This window comes from Mycoplasmopsis agalactiae 14628 (assembly GCF_000266865.1).
GTDB lineage: Bacteria > Bacillota_I > Bacilli_A > Mycoplasmatales > Metamycoplasmataceae > Mycoplasmopsis > Mycoplasmopsis agalactiae_A.
The window spans coordinates 21,313-41,133 of sequence record NZ_AJPR01000006.1; the positions used below are offsets into that span (position 1 = coordinate 21,313).

A 19,821-nucleotide genomic window follows, 5' to 3' on the forward strand; every position below is an offset into this window, starting at 1 on the left:
GTAAAGTTATAGAACTTTTCGTATAGGCCTATATTATAGGCTAAAAAGAAAAGCCGAATGCTTGATTCGGCTTTGTTTTTGCTCTTAATTATCAGAATCGTCAGTAAATTCAATCATGTTAGCAGAAAAAGCTTCTGATTGGAATTCATCAAAAATATGCTGAATTTCTACTCTGTGTTCCATGTTTAGAATTTCATTTTCATCGGCTACAAACTTAACTGTTTTAATATCTGGATCATATTTATCAGCAAAATATGATTTAGGATTACGTAAGTCATATTTTCCATTTTCTTCAAAGTTTGAGTTAGTTCCAGCTGGTATTTTGTGGCCTAAAATAATGTTTTCTTTTAGTCCTTTAAGTCTGTCAACTTGTGCTTTAATAGAAGCATTAACTAAAATCTTTGGAGTTTCTTGATATGAAGCAGCAGCTAGGAATGAATCTGATAATAATGGAATTTGTTTAGCACCCTTAATTTTCACTTCACCAAAAGGAGGTTTTTTACCTTCTGAAATTAAACGAGCACTCTCTTTTTGGTAAACATGAACATCAACTAATGATCCATTAAAGAAGTCTGAATCACCTGAGTCAGTAATTAAAATCTTAGAAAGCATTTGACGAATAATTATTTCAATATACTTGTCGCTAATTGTAATACCTTGTAAACGGTATAGCTTTTGTACTTCTTTAAGAATGTAATTTTGTACTAAACGTGTATCACCAACTCTTAAAAGGTTGTTAAGGACAATTGGGCCTTCAACAATCTTTTGACCTGGAGTAACTTTGTCATTGATTTTGACTCTAATTTTTCTGCCGGCTCTAGTTTTGTACTCAACTGTGTTGACTTTGCCATCACGAGTTTTGTACTCTTGTGTAATAACATCATATTCAACTGATTCAGAGCCCTCTTTGACACGTTTAATGTCAGTAATACGTCCATAGTAATTAGCTATAACAGCAGGACGACCTCAAGGTGAATCATAGGCGTCAATTAACTCAATTAATCTACCAAAACCACCAGTAATATCCTCAACACCAGCAACACCACCAGTATGGAATGTACGCATTGTAAGCTGAGTACCAGGCTCACCAATTGATTGAGCAGCAATAACACCAACAGCTTCACCGATGTTAACTACACGGTTAAGAGCTAGATCTTTACCGTAACATTTTTTACATACACCATTAGGCGTGTAACATGAAAGCACTGAACGAATTTCTACTTTCTTAATGCCGTTTTCGACAATTTCAGTCGCTATTTCAGGGGTAATTAATTCATCAGCATCAACAATTAACTTGCCATTTTTATCATAAATAGCTTTGTTAGTAAATCTTCCTTCAATTCTGTCATATAAAGCTTCAATAACAGTATTTGTTTTAGTATCTAAAATGTCTTTAACTTGGAAGCCATAATCAGTACCACAGTCATCTTCTCTAACTGTAATTCCTTGGGCAACGTCAACTAATCTTCTGGTTAAATAACCTGATTTAGCAGTGTTAAGCGCTGTATCGGTTAGACCTTTACGAGCACCGTGGGTTGATGAGTAAAACTCATAAGCTGTAAGACCATTTAAGAATGATGACTTAACTGGAATTTCAACAGTTGAACGAACCACACGTTCGTTTTCAGCATCGGCTTTAAGCACCTTAGTGTTGTTGTTCATAAGTCCACGCATACCAGCTAATTGCACGAAGTTACTTGAGTTACCACGAGCACCAGAATTAAACATCATAAACAATGAGTTATCTGGATAAAGCTTAGTTAATTTCTTAAGGTCTTTTTCAATATCATCCTTAATAGCAGCTCACTTAGCTATAGTAGCATTATATCTTTCATCATCAGTCATTAAACCTTGATCAAAGTAGTCTTTTAATAGCTCAATATATTTGTCACCTTCAGCAATTCTACTCTTAGTATCTTGGTGGGTAATAACGTCACTAATTGAAATAGTTGTACCTGAAATTGTTGAGAATTTGTAACCTAATTCCTTAATGTTGTCTAAAACATTAGCAACAATGTTTGTGTATTTAAATCAAACAATTTCTAATAATTTAGTGTAGTCATTAACTGTTCAAATAGGTTCTTCAGTTCTTTCTCTTACAATAATTTCTTGTGAAATAGCTTTGTACTCTTCAACAATAATTTTTTCAAGAATTTCGACATGATTTACATCAATAGGTTTGCCGTTAAAGTCTTTTAATTCGGCACATAGGTCAAAAATTTGACTTATTTCATTGGCGTTAATTTGATTTATAACACTGGCTACATCACTCTTAGTTACAATAGCAACATATTTGTCATAAACTCTACGCACAATTTTAGCAACGTCTTTTTTGCTTAGTGGCAAGTTAAGTGGCATTTGTGCAATTACTTCAGCAAAATTTTGACCATAAGGAAGCAAGAATTGTTCTAATTGATTCTTGTTATTTGAAGTGTAAACAACTTCTTTTTCACTTAGCTTAACTTCGCCGTTTGCGTCTGTTTTATTAACATATTCGACATGTTTACCAAAAATAAATTCAAAACTTTCAGGGAACGCTCTGTTGAAAATAAATTTACCAACAGTTGAAATAATGTATTTATTTTCAGGTGAGTAATTAAGTCTCTTTTTATTAATTTCACTAATAGGAAGTGCTATACGCGCATGAAGAGAAACTAACTTATTTTCATAAGCTAATAACATTTCATCATAGGTTGAGAAAAACTTACCTTCACCAACAACCTTATCGCCATCAATAGCAGCTGATTTTTCCATTGTTAGGTAATAAAGACCAAGAATAATATCTTGTGCAGGGTTGATAATAGGTTCACCATCTTTAGGACCTAAAATGTTTTTAGAAGCTAACATTAATTCTCTAGCTTCACGCACAGCTTCTTCGCTAATAGGTACATGGATTGCCATTTGGTCACCGTCAAAGTCGGCATTAAATGGGGTACATGAAAGAGGGTGAAGCTTGATTGCTTTACCACGAATAAGCACAGGTTCATAAGCTTGAATTGATAAACGGTGCAATGTTGGCGCACGGTTTAAAAGTACAACTTTGCCTTCAATAGCTTTTTCTACATAAGGTCAAATAATTGGATCTAAGTTTTCGATTGCTTTCTTACCGGCTTTAATTGAATTAATGTGGCTGTCGCCATTAATTAATTCTTTGATAATTCAAGGCTCGAATAGTTTCGCAGCCATTTCACGAGGCACACCGACTTGGTGCATTTTTAACTCAGGGCCAACAACAATAACTGAACGACCCGAGTAGTCAACACGTTTACCTAAAAGGTTTTGTCTAAATCTACCTTTTTTACCAGTTAATGTGTCACTAATTGACTTAAGTGGACGGTTGTCTTTTGAAGTAACTGGTGCCGGTTTTTTTCTAGAGTTATCAATTAAGGCATCAACTGCTTCTTGAATCATTCTAAACTCATTTTGCTTAATAAGCATAGGAGCATCAGTTTCTTCTCATTTTTTCAAACGGTTGTTTCTAATAATGATACGACGGTAAAGTTCGTTAACATCACTAGTTGAGTGACGGCCACCATCTAATTGTACTAATGGACGTAAGTCTGCTGGAATAACAGGAAGATCGTAAATAAGCATTGATTTAGGATCTTGGCCTGAGTGAATAAAGGCATTAACAACAGCTAAACGTTTGTATAGTTTAGATCTTTCTTGTGCCTTAATTGAGGCAGTTGGGTTATTATCAAAGTGTTGGTTAATTTTTTCAATTTCACTTTCAATAAATTCAGCTTCTGCTTTTAAGTCAATATTTTCTAAAAGGTATTCAATGGCTTTAGAACCAGTTGAAATTTTAGCTTTAGAAAATTCATGAATAATTTCGTTGTATTCATAAAAGTCAATACCATAGTCTTGACCAGTTTGTGAAACAGCATATGATTCTAATTCTGCTAATGCTTCACTAATTATTTCATACTCTTCAGTATCTTTTTCAAATCTTTCTTTAAGTTCTTCAAGTGCATCTGCATAAATAATAGCAGCATCTGAGATGTCAATAATTGCATTCTTTTGCAACTTTTTAAGACCACCATCTTCTAAAACAATATGACTCTTGTAGTAGATTAATTTTTCCAAATCTCCCTTTGAAACAGTCTTATTGGAATTAGCAATTCTTAGTCCTAATAACTTAGAAATAATTGAGTGGTCAATCTTGAAAAATCAAAAGTGCACAACTGGGTTTTCTAAATGAATGTGTCCCATTCTGCTTCTTCTTACCATTTTTGGCAAAATAACAGGTTGGTATTTTTGACACATAGGTGTTTTTTCACAAATAGTGTTTTCATCACTTTTCTTATATTTAGTACCACAAATTGGACATTTAAAGTCAGTTGTAGGGCCAAAAATAAGCTCATCAAATAAACCATCACGCTCTGGTTTATAGCTCTTATAGTTAATTGTTTCAGGCTTAGTTACTTCACCGCATGATCAATTTTTAACATCGTCTTGAGCTGCTAATGATATTTTAATTTTCTTAATGTCTTTAGCTATTTTTTTATTAAAACTACTCATTATAGTCTCCCTCATTACCAACTGAATTGCTTATGTCAAAGTATTGTTGGGCTTCTTCATCATCTTCTTCATTATTTGCAGTTGTAATATCTAATTTCATTCCTAATCCATTTAATTCATAGTTCAATACGTTAAATGATTCAGGAATACCTGGAGTTGGTAAGTCTTTGCCAGTAACTAATGATGTATATAGTTGGTTACGTCCAACAATGTCATCTGATTTGTATGTAAGAATTTCTTGCAACACGTTTGAAGCACCATAAGATTCAATAGCTCATGTTTCCATCTCACCAAATCTTTGACCACCATTTTGACTCTTACCACCAAGTGGTTGTTGAGTAATAAGTGAATATGGACCAACACTACGCGCATGCATCTTGTCATCAACCATGTGATTAAGTTTGAACATATACATAACACCAACTGATACAGGGTTGTCAAATTTTTCACCTGTAATAGGATCAATTAAAGTTTGCTTACCTGATAGTGGTAATCCAGCTTCAGAAATAACATCTTGGATGGCTTCTTTTTTAACACCATCAAATACAGGTGTAACAAACCTGCAACCTAAACTTCTAGCAGCCATACCTAAGTGCACTTCTAATACTTGACCAATATTCATACGTGAAGGCACACCTTGAGGGTTAAGCATAACATCAATAGGCGTTCCATCTTCTAAGTGTGGCATATCTTCTTCAGGAAGAATAACTGAAACAACACCTTTGTTACCGTGACGACCAGACATCTTGTCACCAACACGAATTTTACGTTTTACAGCAATAGATACTTTAACAATCATATCAATGCCATCTTCAAGCAAGTCTTTGTTTTCTCTACTTAAAATTTCAACACCAATAACAGTACCGTTATGACCGTTTTTAACTTTAAGTGATGTATCTTTAACATTAAGTTGTCTTTGACCTAAAATTGCGGCAAGCAACTTCTCTTCTCTAGATGGGTTATCGTCGCCTTTAGGTGAAACACGTCCAACTAAAACATCACCAGGAATAACTTCAGAACCAACTAAAACAATACCATGTTCATCTAAGTGTCTAATTGCATATTTAGATACGTTTGGAATATCTCTAGTTAATTCATCAGCACCAGCTTTGCTAGTTCTAAATTGAATAGTTTGCTCTTCAATGTGAATTGAGGTAAGCACATCTTTTTTAGCAAGTCTTTCATTTAAAACAATAGCATCTTCATAGTTATAACCTTTGTAAGTTGAGAAAGCAACTAAAAGGTTTTTACCTAAAGCTAACTCTCCATCTTTAAAGCTAGAACCATCAACAAGTAAATCACCTTTAGCAACATCTTGACCCACCTTAATAATAGGCTTTTGGTGAATAACAGTATCTTGGTTTGAACGTTGGAAGTTTTTAAGACTATATGTATCTAAAGTTCCCTTGTTGTTTCTGATTTTAATTTTAGCTCCATCAACATATTCAACTTTTCCTTCGTTTCTTGCTCTAAAGTTAGCAGCTGAAAACTTAGCAATGTCAGCTTCATTACCTGTTGCTACAAAAGCGGCTTCAGTTTCTAATAATGGAACTGCTTGACGTTGCATGTTAGAACCCATAAGTGCACGGTTAGCATCATCGTTTTCCAAAAATGGAATACATCCAGCGGCTACTGAAACCATTTGTCTAGATGAAACTTCAATCAAATCAACATCACTAGGTTTACCTAAAATGTATGTGTAATTTTTTCTAATTGTAAGTGTTTCGTCAACTAATCTGTTGTCATCATCAACTGTTGCAGTTGATTGAGCAATGTTATAACCAAATTCATCAGCAGCAGTTAAATAAACAACATTATCGTAGTCAACTACTGAATTGTTAACTTTGAAATATGGAGTTTGTAAGAAACCGTATTCATTAACACTTGCATAAGTTGCAAGGTTTAGGATAAGACCAATGTTTGGTCCTTCAGGGGTTTCAATAGGACAAATTCTTCCATAGTGAGTTGCATGAACGTCACGAACTTCAAATTGAGCTGTATCACGGTTAAGACCACCAGGCCCTAAAGAGGTAATACGTCTTTCGTTTGAAATCTCTGCAAGAGCATTAATTTGGTCCATGAATTGAGAAAGTTTTGAGCTATTGAAGAATGTTTTCATTTGGTTTGACACCAATTTGTTATTTGTGATGTTTTTAGGAGTAATTTTTTCAGGCTCTTTAGCTGACATTCTTTCTCTGGTTGTTTTTTCTAGTTTTGAAAGACCAACATTTAATTGATTTTGCATCAATTCGCCAACTGAAACAATTCTTTTGTTAATCATAGAATCGGCATCATCATCTTGACCAATGCCTTCTAATAAATTGAAATAGTAGTTAATTGCAGCAATAATATCTGAAGCAATTAAGTGTTGCGCATCACATTTTGGATCATTACCAATAACTAATGTAGCAAGACCTTTATCCATTTTCTTTCTGTTAGCAAAAACCAAAAGTTTAGCAACTCTGTTTGACTTCTTTAAGTATGGATAAGCTGGATCTGTATAAAGTTTTGCATACAAAATCTCAGGATTAATTCCTTCAATTTCAGTAGTTTTTAATGTGCCATTATTGAAATTTTCTTGAATTAATAATGCAAGTTTATGTTCAATGAAAGTTCCTTTTTCTAAGAACATTAATTCGCCATTTTCGTCTTTGATTTCTAAATCTTGACCTAAATATGTTTCAGTAATACGATCAATAAGACTTAATTTTTTGTTAAGTTTGTATCTACCAGTAGCACCTAAACTGTAACGCTTTTTGTTAAATAAAAGAGATGGTAAAAGATTTGCTGCTGATGTTTCAGTCATCAAATCACCTCTACGAATTGTTCTAAATAGAATTTCTCTACAGTTTTGAATAACTGTCATAGGATCTTCGCTTGATTTAAGACTCTTGTCTCTAAGTAATGTCTCTTCTAACTCTGGAGAGTGGCCAAAAAGACTGTGAATATTTTCCTCATTAAGACCAAGGGCGCCTAAAAACACTGCAAGGTTAATGTTTTTGTTTTTGTCAATCTTGATTTTTACTGAATCAGGGTTTTTAGTAGTAACTTTGTGTGAAATTTCAACTCATGAACCTAATCTAGGTAAAATTTCAAGCTTGTTAAACAAGTCATCAGATTGCTTGTTACGAACACCACAACCAAAGTAAGCACTAGGCGAACGAATTAACTGACTAACTATAACTTTTTCACTACCGTTGATAATAAAACTTCCACCTGAGTTCATAAGTGGAACTTCGCCAAGTAAAACTTCGTCATCCTTAACAACACCTTTATCAGATGTTACCTTGAATTTAGCAAAAAGCTTAGCAGCATAATTGATGCCTTTAGCTTTTGCTTCGATGATTGCATCATATTCTTTAGGTGGTACTTCTAGTCTTGCTGAATTGTGAATGTATTCTAAAGACACTTTTTTGTTGCTAGAAACAATTGGATAGTGTTCTCTTAAAATTTCTTCGATTCCGCTTTTCTTGAATCATTCAAAAGATTCCTTTGACATATTTAAAAAGTCAGGAACTTCTCAAGTAACTTTTGTAGCTGAATAATCACGGCGTTCTGTCATTGGGCCGAATTTTCTAACTTTGTATGGGTATTTATTTTGGTATTTATCTTGTGTTGATGTTGGCATATTGACAATACTCCCTCTAATCTTTTTCAAATGCAGATAAAGTAGTAAAAAATCAATACTTTTGAATAAAGTATTAAATTTAATAGTTAAATTTTATCATAATATTAAGTTTTATCCATAATAAAAATATCATATTTTGTTAGCAAACTAATTTTATGACATATGAAATGCGAATATGCCTGTTTTATAGGTGTTTTTGATTAATAATCATTGTGTTTTTAGTCCGCAAAATCAATGTATTTTTTACTAAGTTTCAAAAAATAAAAATTCTTGGTATGCCTGTGCAAAAATAAGTTTGCATAAATTCACATTTTTTTCATAAAGCGATTTAAACATTTAGACTGCTGCTAATGTGGTAATTTTTCATATATGCAAAGAATTTATTTTGCTTTTTACTATTTTAAATTTTGCAATCATTTATATTTTGGACAATTTTAACCATCACTAAAAATGTTTTATTCTAGGAGAAAAAAATGAAATCTAAATTTTTAATGACACTGCCTGCGCTTTTGGCCTTCCCAATAGTCTCAGCATCATGCACTGAGATTAATCAAAATAATTCATCAGCTGAAAATAAGACACCTGATTCAGACAGCAAAAATAAAGTAGATAATGTAACAACAGATAGTGCACACAGCAACAAAAACCAAAATGACAATAAAAGCAACACTGAACAACCTGCAAAAGACCAAGCTGAAACCTATAGCGCATTAAATGACAAAAAGCAAAAAGAAAAAATGCTTAAACATTTAAAAGAGGATCTAACAAAGTTAAAAGAAAAGAAGGCTGAATTAGAAAAAATTGTTAAAGATAATGAGTCAACTGAAAAAGAACTTAAAAAAGTTTGAGAAGATTTAGAATCTAAAGCAAGTACATCAAATGAAAATGGATATGATGAAAGTAAATTAAAAAATGCTTATGAAAAATGACTAACAGTTTATGACAAATTAACCAGCGCAAAAAATGAATTAGAAATTTTTACAAAGAGTGAGAAAATAGAAAAAACTGAGCAAGCTATTAAAAAACTTGAAACTGAACTAAAAGCAAAATAGCTTGTTGTAAGTCTTTGCAAATTGTTTCAATACAAATTTATTAACTTATAAATATATTAACTATGCATATGCATAGTTTTTTGTTTTCTAAAAAACATTATGATCATTGCTTTTGACCAAAAGCTCTATAAAATAGCTAATTAAATCAATATTCCTTAAAAGTTTATGTTTTTAATTTTTAGCTCTTGAATAAAGAAAGCTAAATGTCACATTTTTATATATCTATAATAAATATAAATATTATTAATTAGATATTAATAAATAAGTTATCTAAATAATGGATAGATATTCCAAATTAAAGAAATAAAAATAGCAGAATTTATTCTGGCTCCAAATCTATATTTATAACAATTAAAAGTTTTGCTTTTATTTGTTGCAATTGTAATTATAGAAAAGGGCATTAATTAAAGAATAGGCCTAACAACTTATGTTAAGTATTATTTTTGCTTATAAATTATGTAAAGCATTTTAAAAATAAATAAATCAAGACTTAAATAAGCTTAGATACATTAATACTTGTATATGCTCTCATATGTTTAAAATTAAAAAGTAAGCACTGAAAAAGTTCCATTTACCAATAAACCTATAAATAAGAGATATGGAACAACTTCGGGTAAATTTCCACATGCTTATTTTTTTTATTTATAAATATTTATGTACGTACACATCATATTCACGGAGTTAATAATTCATAAATAAAAAATGGAAAAGTTTTCTAAGTTAAGAACCTATGGAACTGTATTAATTGTTTTCATTTCATTATCGCTTGCTGTGGTAATACTTGACTTGACATTAATTGGTGCAGGACTTTCATTTACAAAATTATTTTGTATTTTCTCATTTCCAATTTTTGTAATAATTATTGTCTTTCACTCGATGATTATTCATCAAACACCAATTGAAAAAGAATTTGCTAAATCTAGAAAATTACTTTTAGTGTCAGTTATTTTAATACCAATTTTAGCACTGTTACAATATATTTTTCAACTAGCCATTATACCGGTGCTTATAGTTTCAACTTTTAGTGGAAATGCAAGACCATTTATTATAAATCTAGTAATTAGTCTTGCATTTTGAATTTTAATTGTTGCTTTCTACAGTGTTTCTATTGCAAACACAAAAAAGCTTAGAAAAGCATATTCAGAAAGAATTAACCTTTTAATAAGCGCTCAACCTGCTATGAACAATTCAATGCAACAAGCAATGTAGATGTTATTAATAATTTAAGCACTCAATAGGGGCTTTTTATATAAAATGATTGTTTTAATCACTTGTTTAAATTACTAAAAGTACTATAAAACAGTTGCCTAAGGTAAATAGGTAACTTAAAAGTTAAACAAGAAATTACTAAAATTATGTGAATGTATTGTGCTTTTCTTTAGTAAAATTTTTGCATTTACACAAGTTAACTATAACAAGCTAACTGCATAAATTACTTTAATATATGTAAATAAAATACTGCTTTTGCAGAAAGTGTTTTTTGGTATATTTGTGTACAAATATTTTATTGTTGAACAAAATTAAAAAAGGAAAGAAAAAAATGAAAAAAGTAAAAAAAATAATGCTTCTTTTTGGTTCTGCAGTCGCTTTATCATCGCTTTCGGTTGTCGCTGCTAAGTGTGAAGATGCTAATGATGATGCTAAGGCTGATAATAAAAATGCTAAAACTGAATTGCCTAAAAATGATATGAGTGAGAAAATGGATAATCATCAAGAAAGAGAACGCAAAGTGGAAACAAACATGGAGTCTGATAAAAATAATGAACATATAAATAGGGGGGGGAGAAAGTAGAGACAATAGCGCTCCTAATGTAGACAGTAGCCCTGAAAATAATGAATCTGGCAAAGATCATAATCGTGAAGTTGCTCCGGGCGATGATCCTAATATTGCAAACAGTAATTCAGACAATGAAAATAAAGAAAAAGAGAATCTAGAAAAAGAGAAAAATCAAAAAGAAGAAAAAGATAGGGAAACTGAAGAAACTAAAAAGAAACAAGAAGAGGAGGAAAGAAAAAGAAAAGAGGAAGACAGAAAGCAAAAAGAAGCTGAAGAAGCTGCTAGAAGAAAAAAGGACGAAGATGAAAAAGAAAAGGCTAAAAGAGAAGTTGAAGAATTTAAAAAGCTATTTAAAGAATTAGAAGAAATTAAGAAAGTTTATGAGCAAGTAAAAAGCCAGTTGACTGGCGTTGAATATGAAAGTATAAGTACAAAATATAGTAATTTCTTTGATGCTGGTGAGGTTACACAATATACTGCTTTTAAAGAGAACTCAACAAAGGAAAAGACCCAAAGTTATTTGCTGAACCTGCTTAAAAAATTTATAGAAGAACACAATAAAAATGTCAAACCTAAATTTGATAAGTTAATACCAAAAACTAGTGAATAACATAAATGCGTTTTTTAAGATTCTACTGACGGTTGTTTTTTATTGTTTAGTAGCAAGAGAAATTAAAAGTCTCTTGCTTTTTTAATTTTAAATGTTCAAAATCACAATTAAAAAAGCAAAGTGCGTATTTTAAACAAATGTAATTTGTACGCTACATAAATAATAAAATTATCAGCATCTAATTTGCTAGACATTAACATTATGCAAATTATCCCAAAATCCTATAAATTAGAGCTATTTATACTAATAACTTCATATAAATTGATTGTTGTGGAATGGCTATGAAAATGATTCTTTATTTATGATAAATTGTTCTTTATATTATTTGGTTCTTAGTAAAATACATGCTAATTGCATTGATAAATGCAATAAAAATTAAACAAGATAATTTTTCATAGACAGTTGATTTTTGGTACTAATTTGTTACTAGTTAATAAAAAGCTAATTAGCATTCATCGCACATAATTGTCTATGTATTTTTTAAAAACAAAAAACGAAAGAGAGAAAAATGAAAAAAGTAAAAAAATTAATGCTTCTTTTTGGTTCTGCAGTTTCTTTATCATCGCTTTCAGTTGTTGCTGCTAAATGTGAAGATACCAACAATGTTAATATGGCTGATGGCGAAAATAAAATGGCTGAAGAATCGAAAAATGATATGGGTGAAAAAATGGAGAATCTTCAGAATGGCGAACTCAAGACTGAATCAAATACAGAGTTAGAGAAAAATCAAAACGATAGTGAAAATATAAATGGGGGGGGCAAGAAAATAGAGAAAGTTCTAGCCCGCTTTTAGGTAATGGCACTGAAAATGGCGACTCTTCAGAAATGATGGGCAATGCTGAAATGATGCCTAACGATGATCCTGGTATTATGATTAACAATGGTGAAGGTGGCACTGCAGAAAAAGAAAAGATGGAAAAAGAGACTGAGATAGCTAAAAGGAAGCAAGAAGAGGAGGGAAAAAGAAAGCAAGAAGAAGAAGAAAAGAAAAAAGAAAAGGAGGAAGAAGCAAGAAAAAAAGAAGAGGACAAAAGAAGAAAAGAAAAAGAGGAAGAAGAAAGAAGGCAGAAAGCAAAGGAAGAACAAGAGAAAAAAGAAGCTGAGATTAAAGAAAGACAAAGACAAACAAAAGATTTAATTGAAAAGCTTGAAAATATTAAGAACACATTTGAAAAAGTTAAAGACAAGATTAATTTACAAAATCAAGAATCAGACGATGAACTCAGTAAAAGTGGACTAAAAACTGACTTTACTACTTGATTTGCTGAGACTGGACATAACCCTTATAACTCTTATAAACATGTTAAGACTTTTTATAATGAAGGAAGGGGAGACATTGGGGCAAGTTTTTTAAGTATTTTGAAAAAATTCATTGAGAAGTTCGAGAAAAATTATAAAAGCATTCTTCAAAAGAACGGCCTGATTTAAGGATAATTTAAAAACTTTTAAGTTCAAAACAATATTTTGCCCATTTATAACATAGTAAAATAAGCAATCAAAAAAATCTAACCGCTCTGGTTAGATTTTTAATGCTAAGTTTAATTATTTTAATTCAACATCAGCGCCAGCTTCAACTAATTTAGCTTTAAGTGCTTCAGCTTCAGCAGCAGGAATGTTTTCTTTTAATGTAGCAGGAAGTGTTGAAACTAATTTGTTTGCATCCATTAATGCAAGGTTAAGAAGTTCTTTAACTGCTTTAACAATAGCAAGTTTTTTACCATTGTCTGACTTAAGAATAACTGAAAGAGTTGATTTCTTTTCTTCAGCTTCAGCAGCAGGTGCAGCAGCTGCAACGGCAACAGCTGAAGGGTCGATACCAAATTCTTCTTTCATTGCTTCAACTAATTCCATAACTTCTTTAATTGACATTTCTTTTAATGAAGAAATAAATGATTCTTTTGTTAATTTTGCCATGATATTAATCCTTTCTTTTAAAAGTATTATTCGCTTTCTTTTTCACTATATAGTTTTAAAGAAAGAGAGAGTTGTTGTAATGGAGCAATAAGTGAACGTGCAAGAATTGATAATGCTTCTTCATAGTTTGGTAATGAAGCAACTTCAACAACACCTTTTGCATCAATAACATTGTTTTCAAATACACCAGCTTTAGGCACTAATAATTTGTTTTCTTTTGCAAATTTCACTAATACTTTAGCAGCTGCATTGTCTTCTAGATTGCTAAATGCAAACAAGTTTGGCCCAACTAAATGTTCATCAAGGTCATAACCTGCTTTTTGTGCAGCTAACTTAAACAATCTATTTTTGTAAACTTTAATTTCAATGCCTAATTTTTTGGCACTAACACGTAAGTTTTTAAGGTCAGCAACAGTTAGACCACGGTATTCAGCAACAATGAATCCTTTAGCTGCGGCAATTTTTTGGCTAATTTCTTCAACTGTTTCAATTTTTGCTAATCTGTTTGCTGTTTCTTTGACTGTATGCATCAAATTTCCCCCTTTCATAATAATAAAGAGTTCCAATACAATAGACAATATTAGTTATAGAAAAAACTAAGATATACACTCGGTAACATATTAAGCTAGGCAGTTACTGTCTTTATGTATTGTATTTATATTTTATAAATAAATTTCTTTTTTCAAAGCAAAAATATAACCTTAATTAATATGTAATTACCCATAAATAGCTCTAGCAATATAAAGCAGGAATAAATTGTGTATAATTGCATAATTATTAAGCAATATTAGCAATCTATAGGAGATTTGTCTATGAAAAAAATAAATAAATTAGGTTTTGCTATTCTTCCGTTTTCACTAACTGTTTCTTTAGTTTCAGCAGGCTGCAATGATAAAAGCAAATCTGAAATTAAGCTTGATGAAAATACAAAATTATTTTACTTTGATATAAATTCAAACAACAAAGCAACCATAACTGCCTATAATCGTGCGCTTTTCGACGATTCTAACAATATTGTTGCTCAAAGCAGAACAATCAAAATTCCTGAAAAAGTTAAATACAAAAATACTGAATATGTTGTTGATTCAATTGGTTCAGAATCATTTATGGAATTAGTTAATTTAGAAGAAGTTGAATTTTCTAAAGAAATAAAATTTATTGGCGATAGAGCTTTTGCTAATAGTTCTAAATTAAAGTCAATTAAGTTCAGCAATGATTCAGAACTAGAATCAATCAATATTAGTGCTTTTGCTAATACTAATTTAGAAAATATCAGCTTACCTAAAAAACTATCTTCAATTGCTTCATATGCTTTTGCAAACATAAAAAACGATAAATTTTCACTAGTGCTTAATTCTGAGCTAGATAAAGGCAGCAAACTTAATATTGGCCAACACGCTTTTAAAGATCTAAAAGATTCATTTAAGCTAGAAATTAAAAACCTTAATATTGATGCAGTTGCTGGCGCTGATAAATTGGCTGAATTTGCCCAATTTATAGGCTTAAAAGACAATCAAATAACATTTAGCAAAAAATAAACGGCACCTTCCGTTTATTTTTTATTAACTCTTTTAAGTGTTGGGAATAATAATACATCTCTTATTGAACTGGTTTCTGTTAAAAGCATAATTAATCTATCAATACCTATTCCACATCCGCCTGTTGGTGGCATTCCATATTCTAATGCATCAACAAAATCTCAGTCAATATCGCTAGCTTCATCATTGCCAGCTTTCTTTTCATCAATTTGACTTTTAAACCTTTCTAACTGGTCTATTGGATCGCTTAACTCGGTGTACATGTTTGCATATTCTTTAGTATTAATAAACAATTCAGCTCTTTCAGTAAATCTAGGGTCACTACTTTTAGCACTTAATGGCGAAACTTCAATAGGGTGGCCATAAATAAAGGTTGGCTGAATAAGTGAGCCTTCCACTAACTCTTCATAAAGAGCATTGATAATGTGCCCTGTTGTTCAGAATTTTTCAATTTTAATATTGTGCTTTTTAGCCTCTAAAATAGCTTCATCCAGACTAATATTTCTAAAGTCTTTGCCAGTTTTTTCATTAACTGCATCAACCATATTGATTCTTTTAAATGGCTTTGATAAATCAACTTCAGTGCCATTATTAACAAAAACTGACTTGCCTAATTTTTGACATAAAACTTTGAATAACTCTTCAGTTCTGTCCATCATGCCTTCAACATTAGAATAAGCTTCATAAAACTCAATTGTAGTAAATTCAGGATTATGAGTTGTGTCATAGCCTTCATTTCTAAAAATTCTGCCTAATTCATAAACTCTTTCAAGTCCACCAACTACACATTTTTTAAGTGGAATTTCAGTTGCAATTCTTAAAACAAATTCTTGGTTTAAAGAATTGTGATGAGTTGTAAAAGGCTTGGCAGCAGCTCCAGAAACATAATCTTGTAAAAAAGGCGTTTCAACTTCTAGATAATCTAAATTATCAAAGTATTCCTTAATTCATTTAATGATTTTAGTTCTTAAAATGAACTTATTTTTTGACTCTTCATTAGTAATTAAGTCAACTCACCTACGTCTGTATCTTTCTTCTGTGTCAACAAGCCCATGATATTTTTCAGGTAGTGGTTTAAGTGCTTTGGTTAAAAGCTCTATTTTATTGCACTTTAAGGTAAGCGCATTAGTATGAGTTTTCATAACTGTGCCACTAACTCATAAAATGTCGCCAATATCAAATGTGCTAACTATTTTAGCTACATTTTCATCGCTTTTTTTATTGAAATAAACTTGAACTAAGCCTTTAGAATCTTTTAATACTAAAAATGGCCCTCTTACAGTCATTAATCTGCCCGCTACATTAACACTAATATTTTTCTCTTCTAATTCTTCTCTAGAAAAAGAGTCATAATTATCAACTATTTCTTGACTTAAAACTAATTTACCTAAGTCATAAGCTTTCTTAAATGGAGCAATGTTATTTTCACTATAAAAATTTAATTTATTACGTCTGACTTGCTCTTGCTCAGTATATTTTTCCATTATTAATTATTATCTCCAAAAAACAAAAGATTTATATATTTATATATCTTATATGAATATTGAATAATGATGGCAAAAAATGCCTACTAGTCCCATTTATTTACTAATTTTAAAATATAATTCATAATGATTGTTATTACTAATGAGGTAACAAATGGCAAAATACTACAATGGTACACATTACATTTTGGATGAGGAAAATCATCAAGTAATCCTGATGGACAATTTTCAAGAACAATTACTAGGGTCTAATAAATTTTTAAAATTCAAAAAGCTAGGGGGCTCATCTATTTCAAATATTTTAACTCCTGACCGTTTTAACAGTGAGTTTAAAGCCTTTTGCCACATAGCAAGGCTAGCACTTCCAGTTTTGCAAAAAAAATATGTAAATGCTGGTCAAATATTGGAGCCTAAAATTATTGAAAATTTACAGGAATTCTATACTAAAAAATTGCTCAAAAACACTATAATTAAGCATATTGAGGCAAAAGATGTTGATTATGATTACTTTAAAAATTTAGATATTATTGGTGGGGTGCCTGATGCTTTAGCTGAAAGTGAAAAAATCGTTTTTGAGATCAAAACAACAAATATAAAAAACTATGATTCTTGAACCTTGAATAGTCAAGCTAACAAATTGAAAAAAGATGGTGTGCCACTTAATTATAAAAAGCAAGCACAACTATATGCAAGCTTGCTAGGCTATGATTCATACATTATTGTTGGCTGCTTCTTAAATGATGATGATTATGCTAATCCTGAAAATGTAGATGTTGCTAAAAGAAAAATTGAAGTATTTCACTACTCGCTAAAAAATAATCCTGATTTACAAATACAAATAAAGGATGATATTCAAAAAATAATAGAATTTCACAAAAGATACAGTGTTTATAAAGAAAAAAAATCGCCTAAGTATGACTTAATAAATGACAAAGATCAAGTTGATTATCTTAGATGCAAGAATGAAAATGAAAGAAGAGAACTTTTTAATAAATGAAAACAAATGGGTAAAATAGATGATGACATTCCATTTGAATCATTTTAACAAAATGCCTGTTTTATAGCAGTTTTAGAAAAAAGGGGTAAAAATGAATATATCAATTACATATGTTGCTAATCAGCTTAAACTTAATGAAGACCAAGTTTCAACAGTGCTTAATTTATTAGATGAAGGAGCTACAGTTCCTTTTATTGCCAGATATAGAAAATCTTTAACTGGCGGCCTAGATGAAGAAGTTATTCAAGAAATTCATCAAATGTATACTTACAATATTGAACTTAATAAGCGTAAAGAAGCGATTATTAAAATATTGGAAGAAAAAAAGCTTTTGACTCCTGAACTAAAGGCCAAAATTGATGAAGTAGACACAAAAGCAGCTTTAGAAAATATTTATGAGCCATTCAAAGTTGGTAAAAAAACTAAGGCAACTGAAGCTATTGCTTTAGGTTTAGAGCCACTTGCATTATCAATTCTTGAAGCTGACAATCCAAGATTTAATCCATATAAGGAAGCTGAAAAATATCTTAATGAAAAAGTACAAAGTGTTGAGTTTGCCATTGAACAAGCTCAATACATTATTAGCCAAATAGTGTCACAAGATGTTGCTAACCGCGAAATGGTTAAAAAACAAATATATGACTATGGTTTTATTATCACCAAAAAGAAGAAAAATGCTGAAGATGAAAAAGAAACTTTCCATTTGTATTATGACCATAAGGAAAGAGTAAGCAAAATTCCTAATCACAGAGTATTAGCAATTTCTAGGGCTGAAAACTTAAAAATAATTAGCTACAACATTGAAGAATTTAATCAAGCAAAAATAACATATGATTTGAACCAAAAGTACTTTAAAATAAAAACAACGGGCAAAATTATTCACGCTTCAATTATTGATAGTTTGGAAAGATTAATTCTTCCTTCAATTATTAGAGAAATTAAATCTGACCTTTTTGCAAGAGCTGAAAGCGAAGCAATTAAGCTTTTTGCTGAAAATGTTGAAACAATGCTCTTATTCCCTGCTGTTAAAAATAAATGAGTGGCTGCAATTGACCCTGCGTTCGTTAATGGCTGTAAAATAGCCATATTAGATCCACAAGGTAACTTTATTGAAAAAGGCATAATGTATCCTAATCCACCTCAATCTAGAACCGAAAATGCTGCAAGAACAATTAATAAGTTTCTTGATAAATATCCAATAAACATTATTGTTATCGGTAACGGAACTGCTTCTAGAGAAACTGAGCAATTCATTGCTAATGTAATTAAAGAAAGAGAAAAATCTCACAAAGATCTTGATTTACAATTTGCAATAGTTTCTGAAGTTGGCGCTTCAATTTACTCAGCTTCTGACATTGCTATTAAAGAATTCCCTGATTTAAATGTTGAAGAAAGAAGCGCAATTAATATTGGCAGAAGATTCCAAGACCCCCTTAATGAACTTATAAAAATTGACCCAAAATCTATTGGAGTTGGACAATATCAATATGATGTAAATCAAAAAGAGCTCTCACAAGCTTTAGAATTTAAGGTTGACAAAGCAGTTAACCTAGTTGGTGTTGATTTAAACACTGCATCAGCTGAAATATTAAAATTTGTATCTGGCTTGAACAATAAACATGCTCAAAATATTATCGAATATCGTAGTAAAATAGGCAAATTCAAAAATCGTGAAGAATTATTAAAGGTTAAATCATTAGGCGAAAACACTTATGAGCAAGCAGTTGGTTTTTTACGAATTCATGATTCAAATAACTTTTTTGATAGAACCAGCATTCACCCTGAATCATATGAATTAGCTAACAAAATTGTTAATAAATTAGGCATTGACCTAGAAAACATTAATGCTGAAGTACTTAAAAATGCTGATATTAAATCTTTAGCTACTGAATTTAATTCAAATGAATATGATGTCAAATTAATTATCGATTCTTTAATAAATCCTACCAAGGACATTAGAGACGAAAAGGAAGGCTATAAGCTCAAAAAAGATATTTTAAATCTTGAAGACTTGAAAGTAGGAATGATTTTAGAGGGATCAGTACAAAATATTACTGATTTTGGAATCTTTGTTTACATAGGCATTAAGCAAGCTGTGCTTATTCATATATCTAAAATGAAGAAAACACCTACTCACTATGTTGCCCATCCTAAAGATTTAGTTAAACCTGGTGACGTTGTCACTTTAGAAATTATTGAAATTAATAAAGAAAATGACAAAATTCAAGGAAAACTAATTTGACCAGAAAACCAATAAAACAGGCTTATTGGATAAATTTAATTACATAACAAAAATTCAA

At 30.8% G+C, this 19,821-nt stretch carries 14 protein-coding genes; 9 read left to right on the forward strand and 5 right to left on the reverse strand.

Annotated elements, in window-relative coordinates; genetic code table 4:
• Nucleotides 1-84: 84 nt before the first annotated feature.
• Nucleotides 85-4,521: a DNA-directed RNA polymerase subunit beta' gene (locus MAGB_RS01260; RefSeq protein WP_004024013.1), complete on the reverse strand. Its 4,437-nt coding sequence runs from the start codon at nucleotides 4,519-4,521 to the stop codon at nucleotides 85-87.
• Nucleotides 4,514-8,149, reverse strand: coding sequence for a DNA-directed RNA polymerase subunit beta (locus MAGB_RS01265; protein WP_004024014.1), 3,636 nt, complete (start codon nucleotides 8,147-8,149; stop codon nucleotides 4,514-4,516). Before MAGB_RS01265 ends, MAGB_RS01260 begins: the two co-directional genes overlap by 8 nt.
• A gap of 473 nt (nucleotides 8,150-8,622) precedes the next feature.
• Between MAGB_RS01265 and MAGB_RS01270 the strand changes: the two genes are divergently transcribed.
• The 6 genes from MAGB_RS01270 (at nucleotide 8,623) to MAGB_RS04315 (ending at nucleotide 13,016) form a co-directional block, all read left to right on the forward strand.
• Nucleotides 8,623-9,201: a hypothetical protein gene (locus MAGB_RS01270; protein ID WP_004024015.1), complete on the forward strand. Its 579-nt coding sequence runs from the start codon at nucleotides 8,623-8,625 to the stop codon at nucleotides 9,199-9,201.
• 702 nt (nucleotides 9,202-9,903) lie between these two features.
• Entirely contained in the window at nucleotides 9,904-10,410 is a 507-nt protein-coding gene (locus tag MAGB_RS01275) for a hypothetical protein (RefSeq protein WP_004024016.1), read from the forward strand.
• A 331-nt stretch (nucleotides 10,411-10,741) separates the two neighbouring features.
• Nucleotides 10,742-10,993, forward strand: a complete 252-nt coding sequence (locus MAGB_RS01280; RefSeq protein WP_036433155.1) for a variable surface lipoprotein — start codon at nucleotides 10,742-10,744, stop codon at nucleotides 10,991-10,993.
• 385 nt (nucleotides 10,994-11,378) lie between these two features.
• Nucleotides 11,379-11,588, forward strand: a complete 210-nt coding sequence (locus MAGB_RS01285) for a hypothetical protein (RefSeq protein WP_036433163.1) — start codon at nucleotides 11,379-11,381, stop codon at nucleotides 11,586-11,588.
• Nucleotides 11,589-12,096: 508 nt separating this feature from the next.
• Nucleotides 12,097-12,381 (forward strand): variable surface lipoprotein, encoded by a 285-nt coding sequence (locus tag MAGB_RS01290; RefSeq protein WP_036433164.1) that lies wholly within the window; start codon nucleotides 12,097-12,099, stop codon nucleotides 12,379-12,381.
• 32 nt (nucleotides 12,382-12,413) lie between these two features.
• Nucleotides 12,414-13,016, forward strand: coding sequence for a hypothetical protein (locus MAGB_RS04315; protein WP_157767240.1), 603 nt, complete (start codon nucleotides 12,414-12,416; stop codon nucleotides 13,014-13,016).
• A gap of 114 nt (nucleotides 13,017-13,130) precedes the next feature.
• Here the strand turns inward: MAGB_RS04315 and rplL are convergent, their stop codons facing one another.
• Nucleotides 13,131-13,502 carry a 50S ribosomal protein L7/L12 gene (gene rplL / locus MAGB_RS01300; protein ID WP_004024017.1) on the reverse strand — a complete coding sequence of 124 codons (372 nt, stop codon included), beginning with the start codon at nucleotides 13,500-13,502 and terminating at the stop codon, nucleotides 13,131-13,133.
• A gap of 26 nt (nucleotides 13,503-13,528) precedes the next feature.
• On the reverse strand, nucleotides 13,529-14,032 hold the full coding sequence (rplJ, locus tag MAGB_RS01305; protein ID WP_036433168.1) for a 50S ribosomal protein L10: 504 nt from the start codon (nucleotides 14,030-14,032) through the stop codon (nucleotides 13,529-13,531).
• 282 nt (nucleotides 14,033-14,314) lie between these two features.
• Between rplJ and MAGB_RS01310 the strand changes: the two genes are divergently transcribed.
• A complete protein-coding gene (locus tag MAGB_RS01310) occupies nucleotides 14,315-15,040 on the forward strand; it encodes a leucine-rich repeat domain-containing protein (protein WP_004024019.1) in 726 nt (241 codons plus the stop codon).
• A 14-nt stretch (nucleotides 15,041-15,054) separates the two neighbouring features.
• On the opposite strand, the gene lysS is transcribed toward MAGB_RS01310, so the two are convergent.
• Nucleotides 15,055-16,524 (reverse strand): lysine--tRNA ligase, encoded by a 1,470-nt coding sequence (lysS, locus tag MAGB_RS01315; protein ID WP_004024020.1) that lies wholly within the window; start codon nucleotides 16,522-16,524, stop codon nucleotides 15,055-15,057.
• A 154-nt stretch (nucleotides 16,525-16,678) separates the two neighbouring features.
• Here lysS and MAGB_RS01320 point away from each other — a divergent pair, with 154 nt between their 5' ends.
• A complete protein-coding gene (locus MAGB_RS01320) occupies nucleotides 16,679-17,569 on the forward strand; it encodes an MAGa7180 family putative nuclease (RefSeq protein WP_004024021.1) in 891 nt (296 codons plus the stop codon).
• Between the two features lie 43 nt (nucleotides 17,570-17,612).
• Nucleotides 17,613-19,778, forward strand: coding sequence for a Tex-like N-terminal domain-containing protein (locus tag MAGB_RS01325; RefSeq protein WP_004024022.1), 2,166 nt, complete (start codon nucleotides 17,613-17,615; stop codon nucleotides 19,776-19,778).
• Nucleotides 19,779-19,821 lie beyond the last annotated feature (43 nt).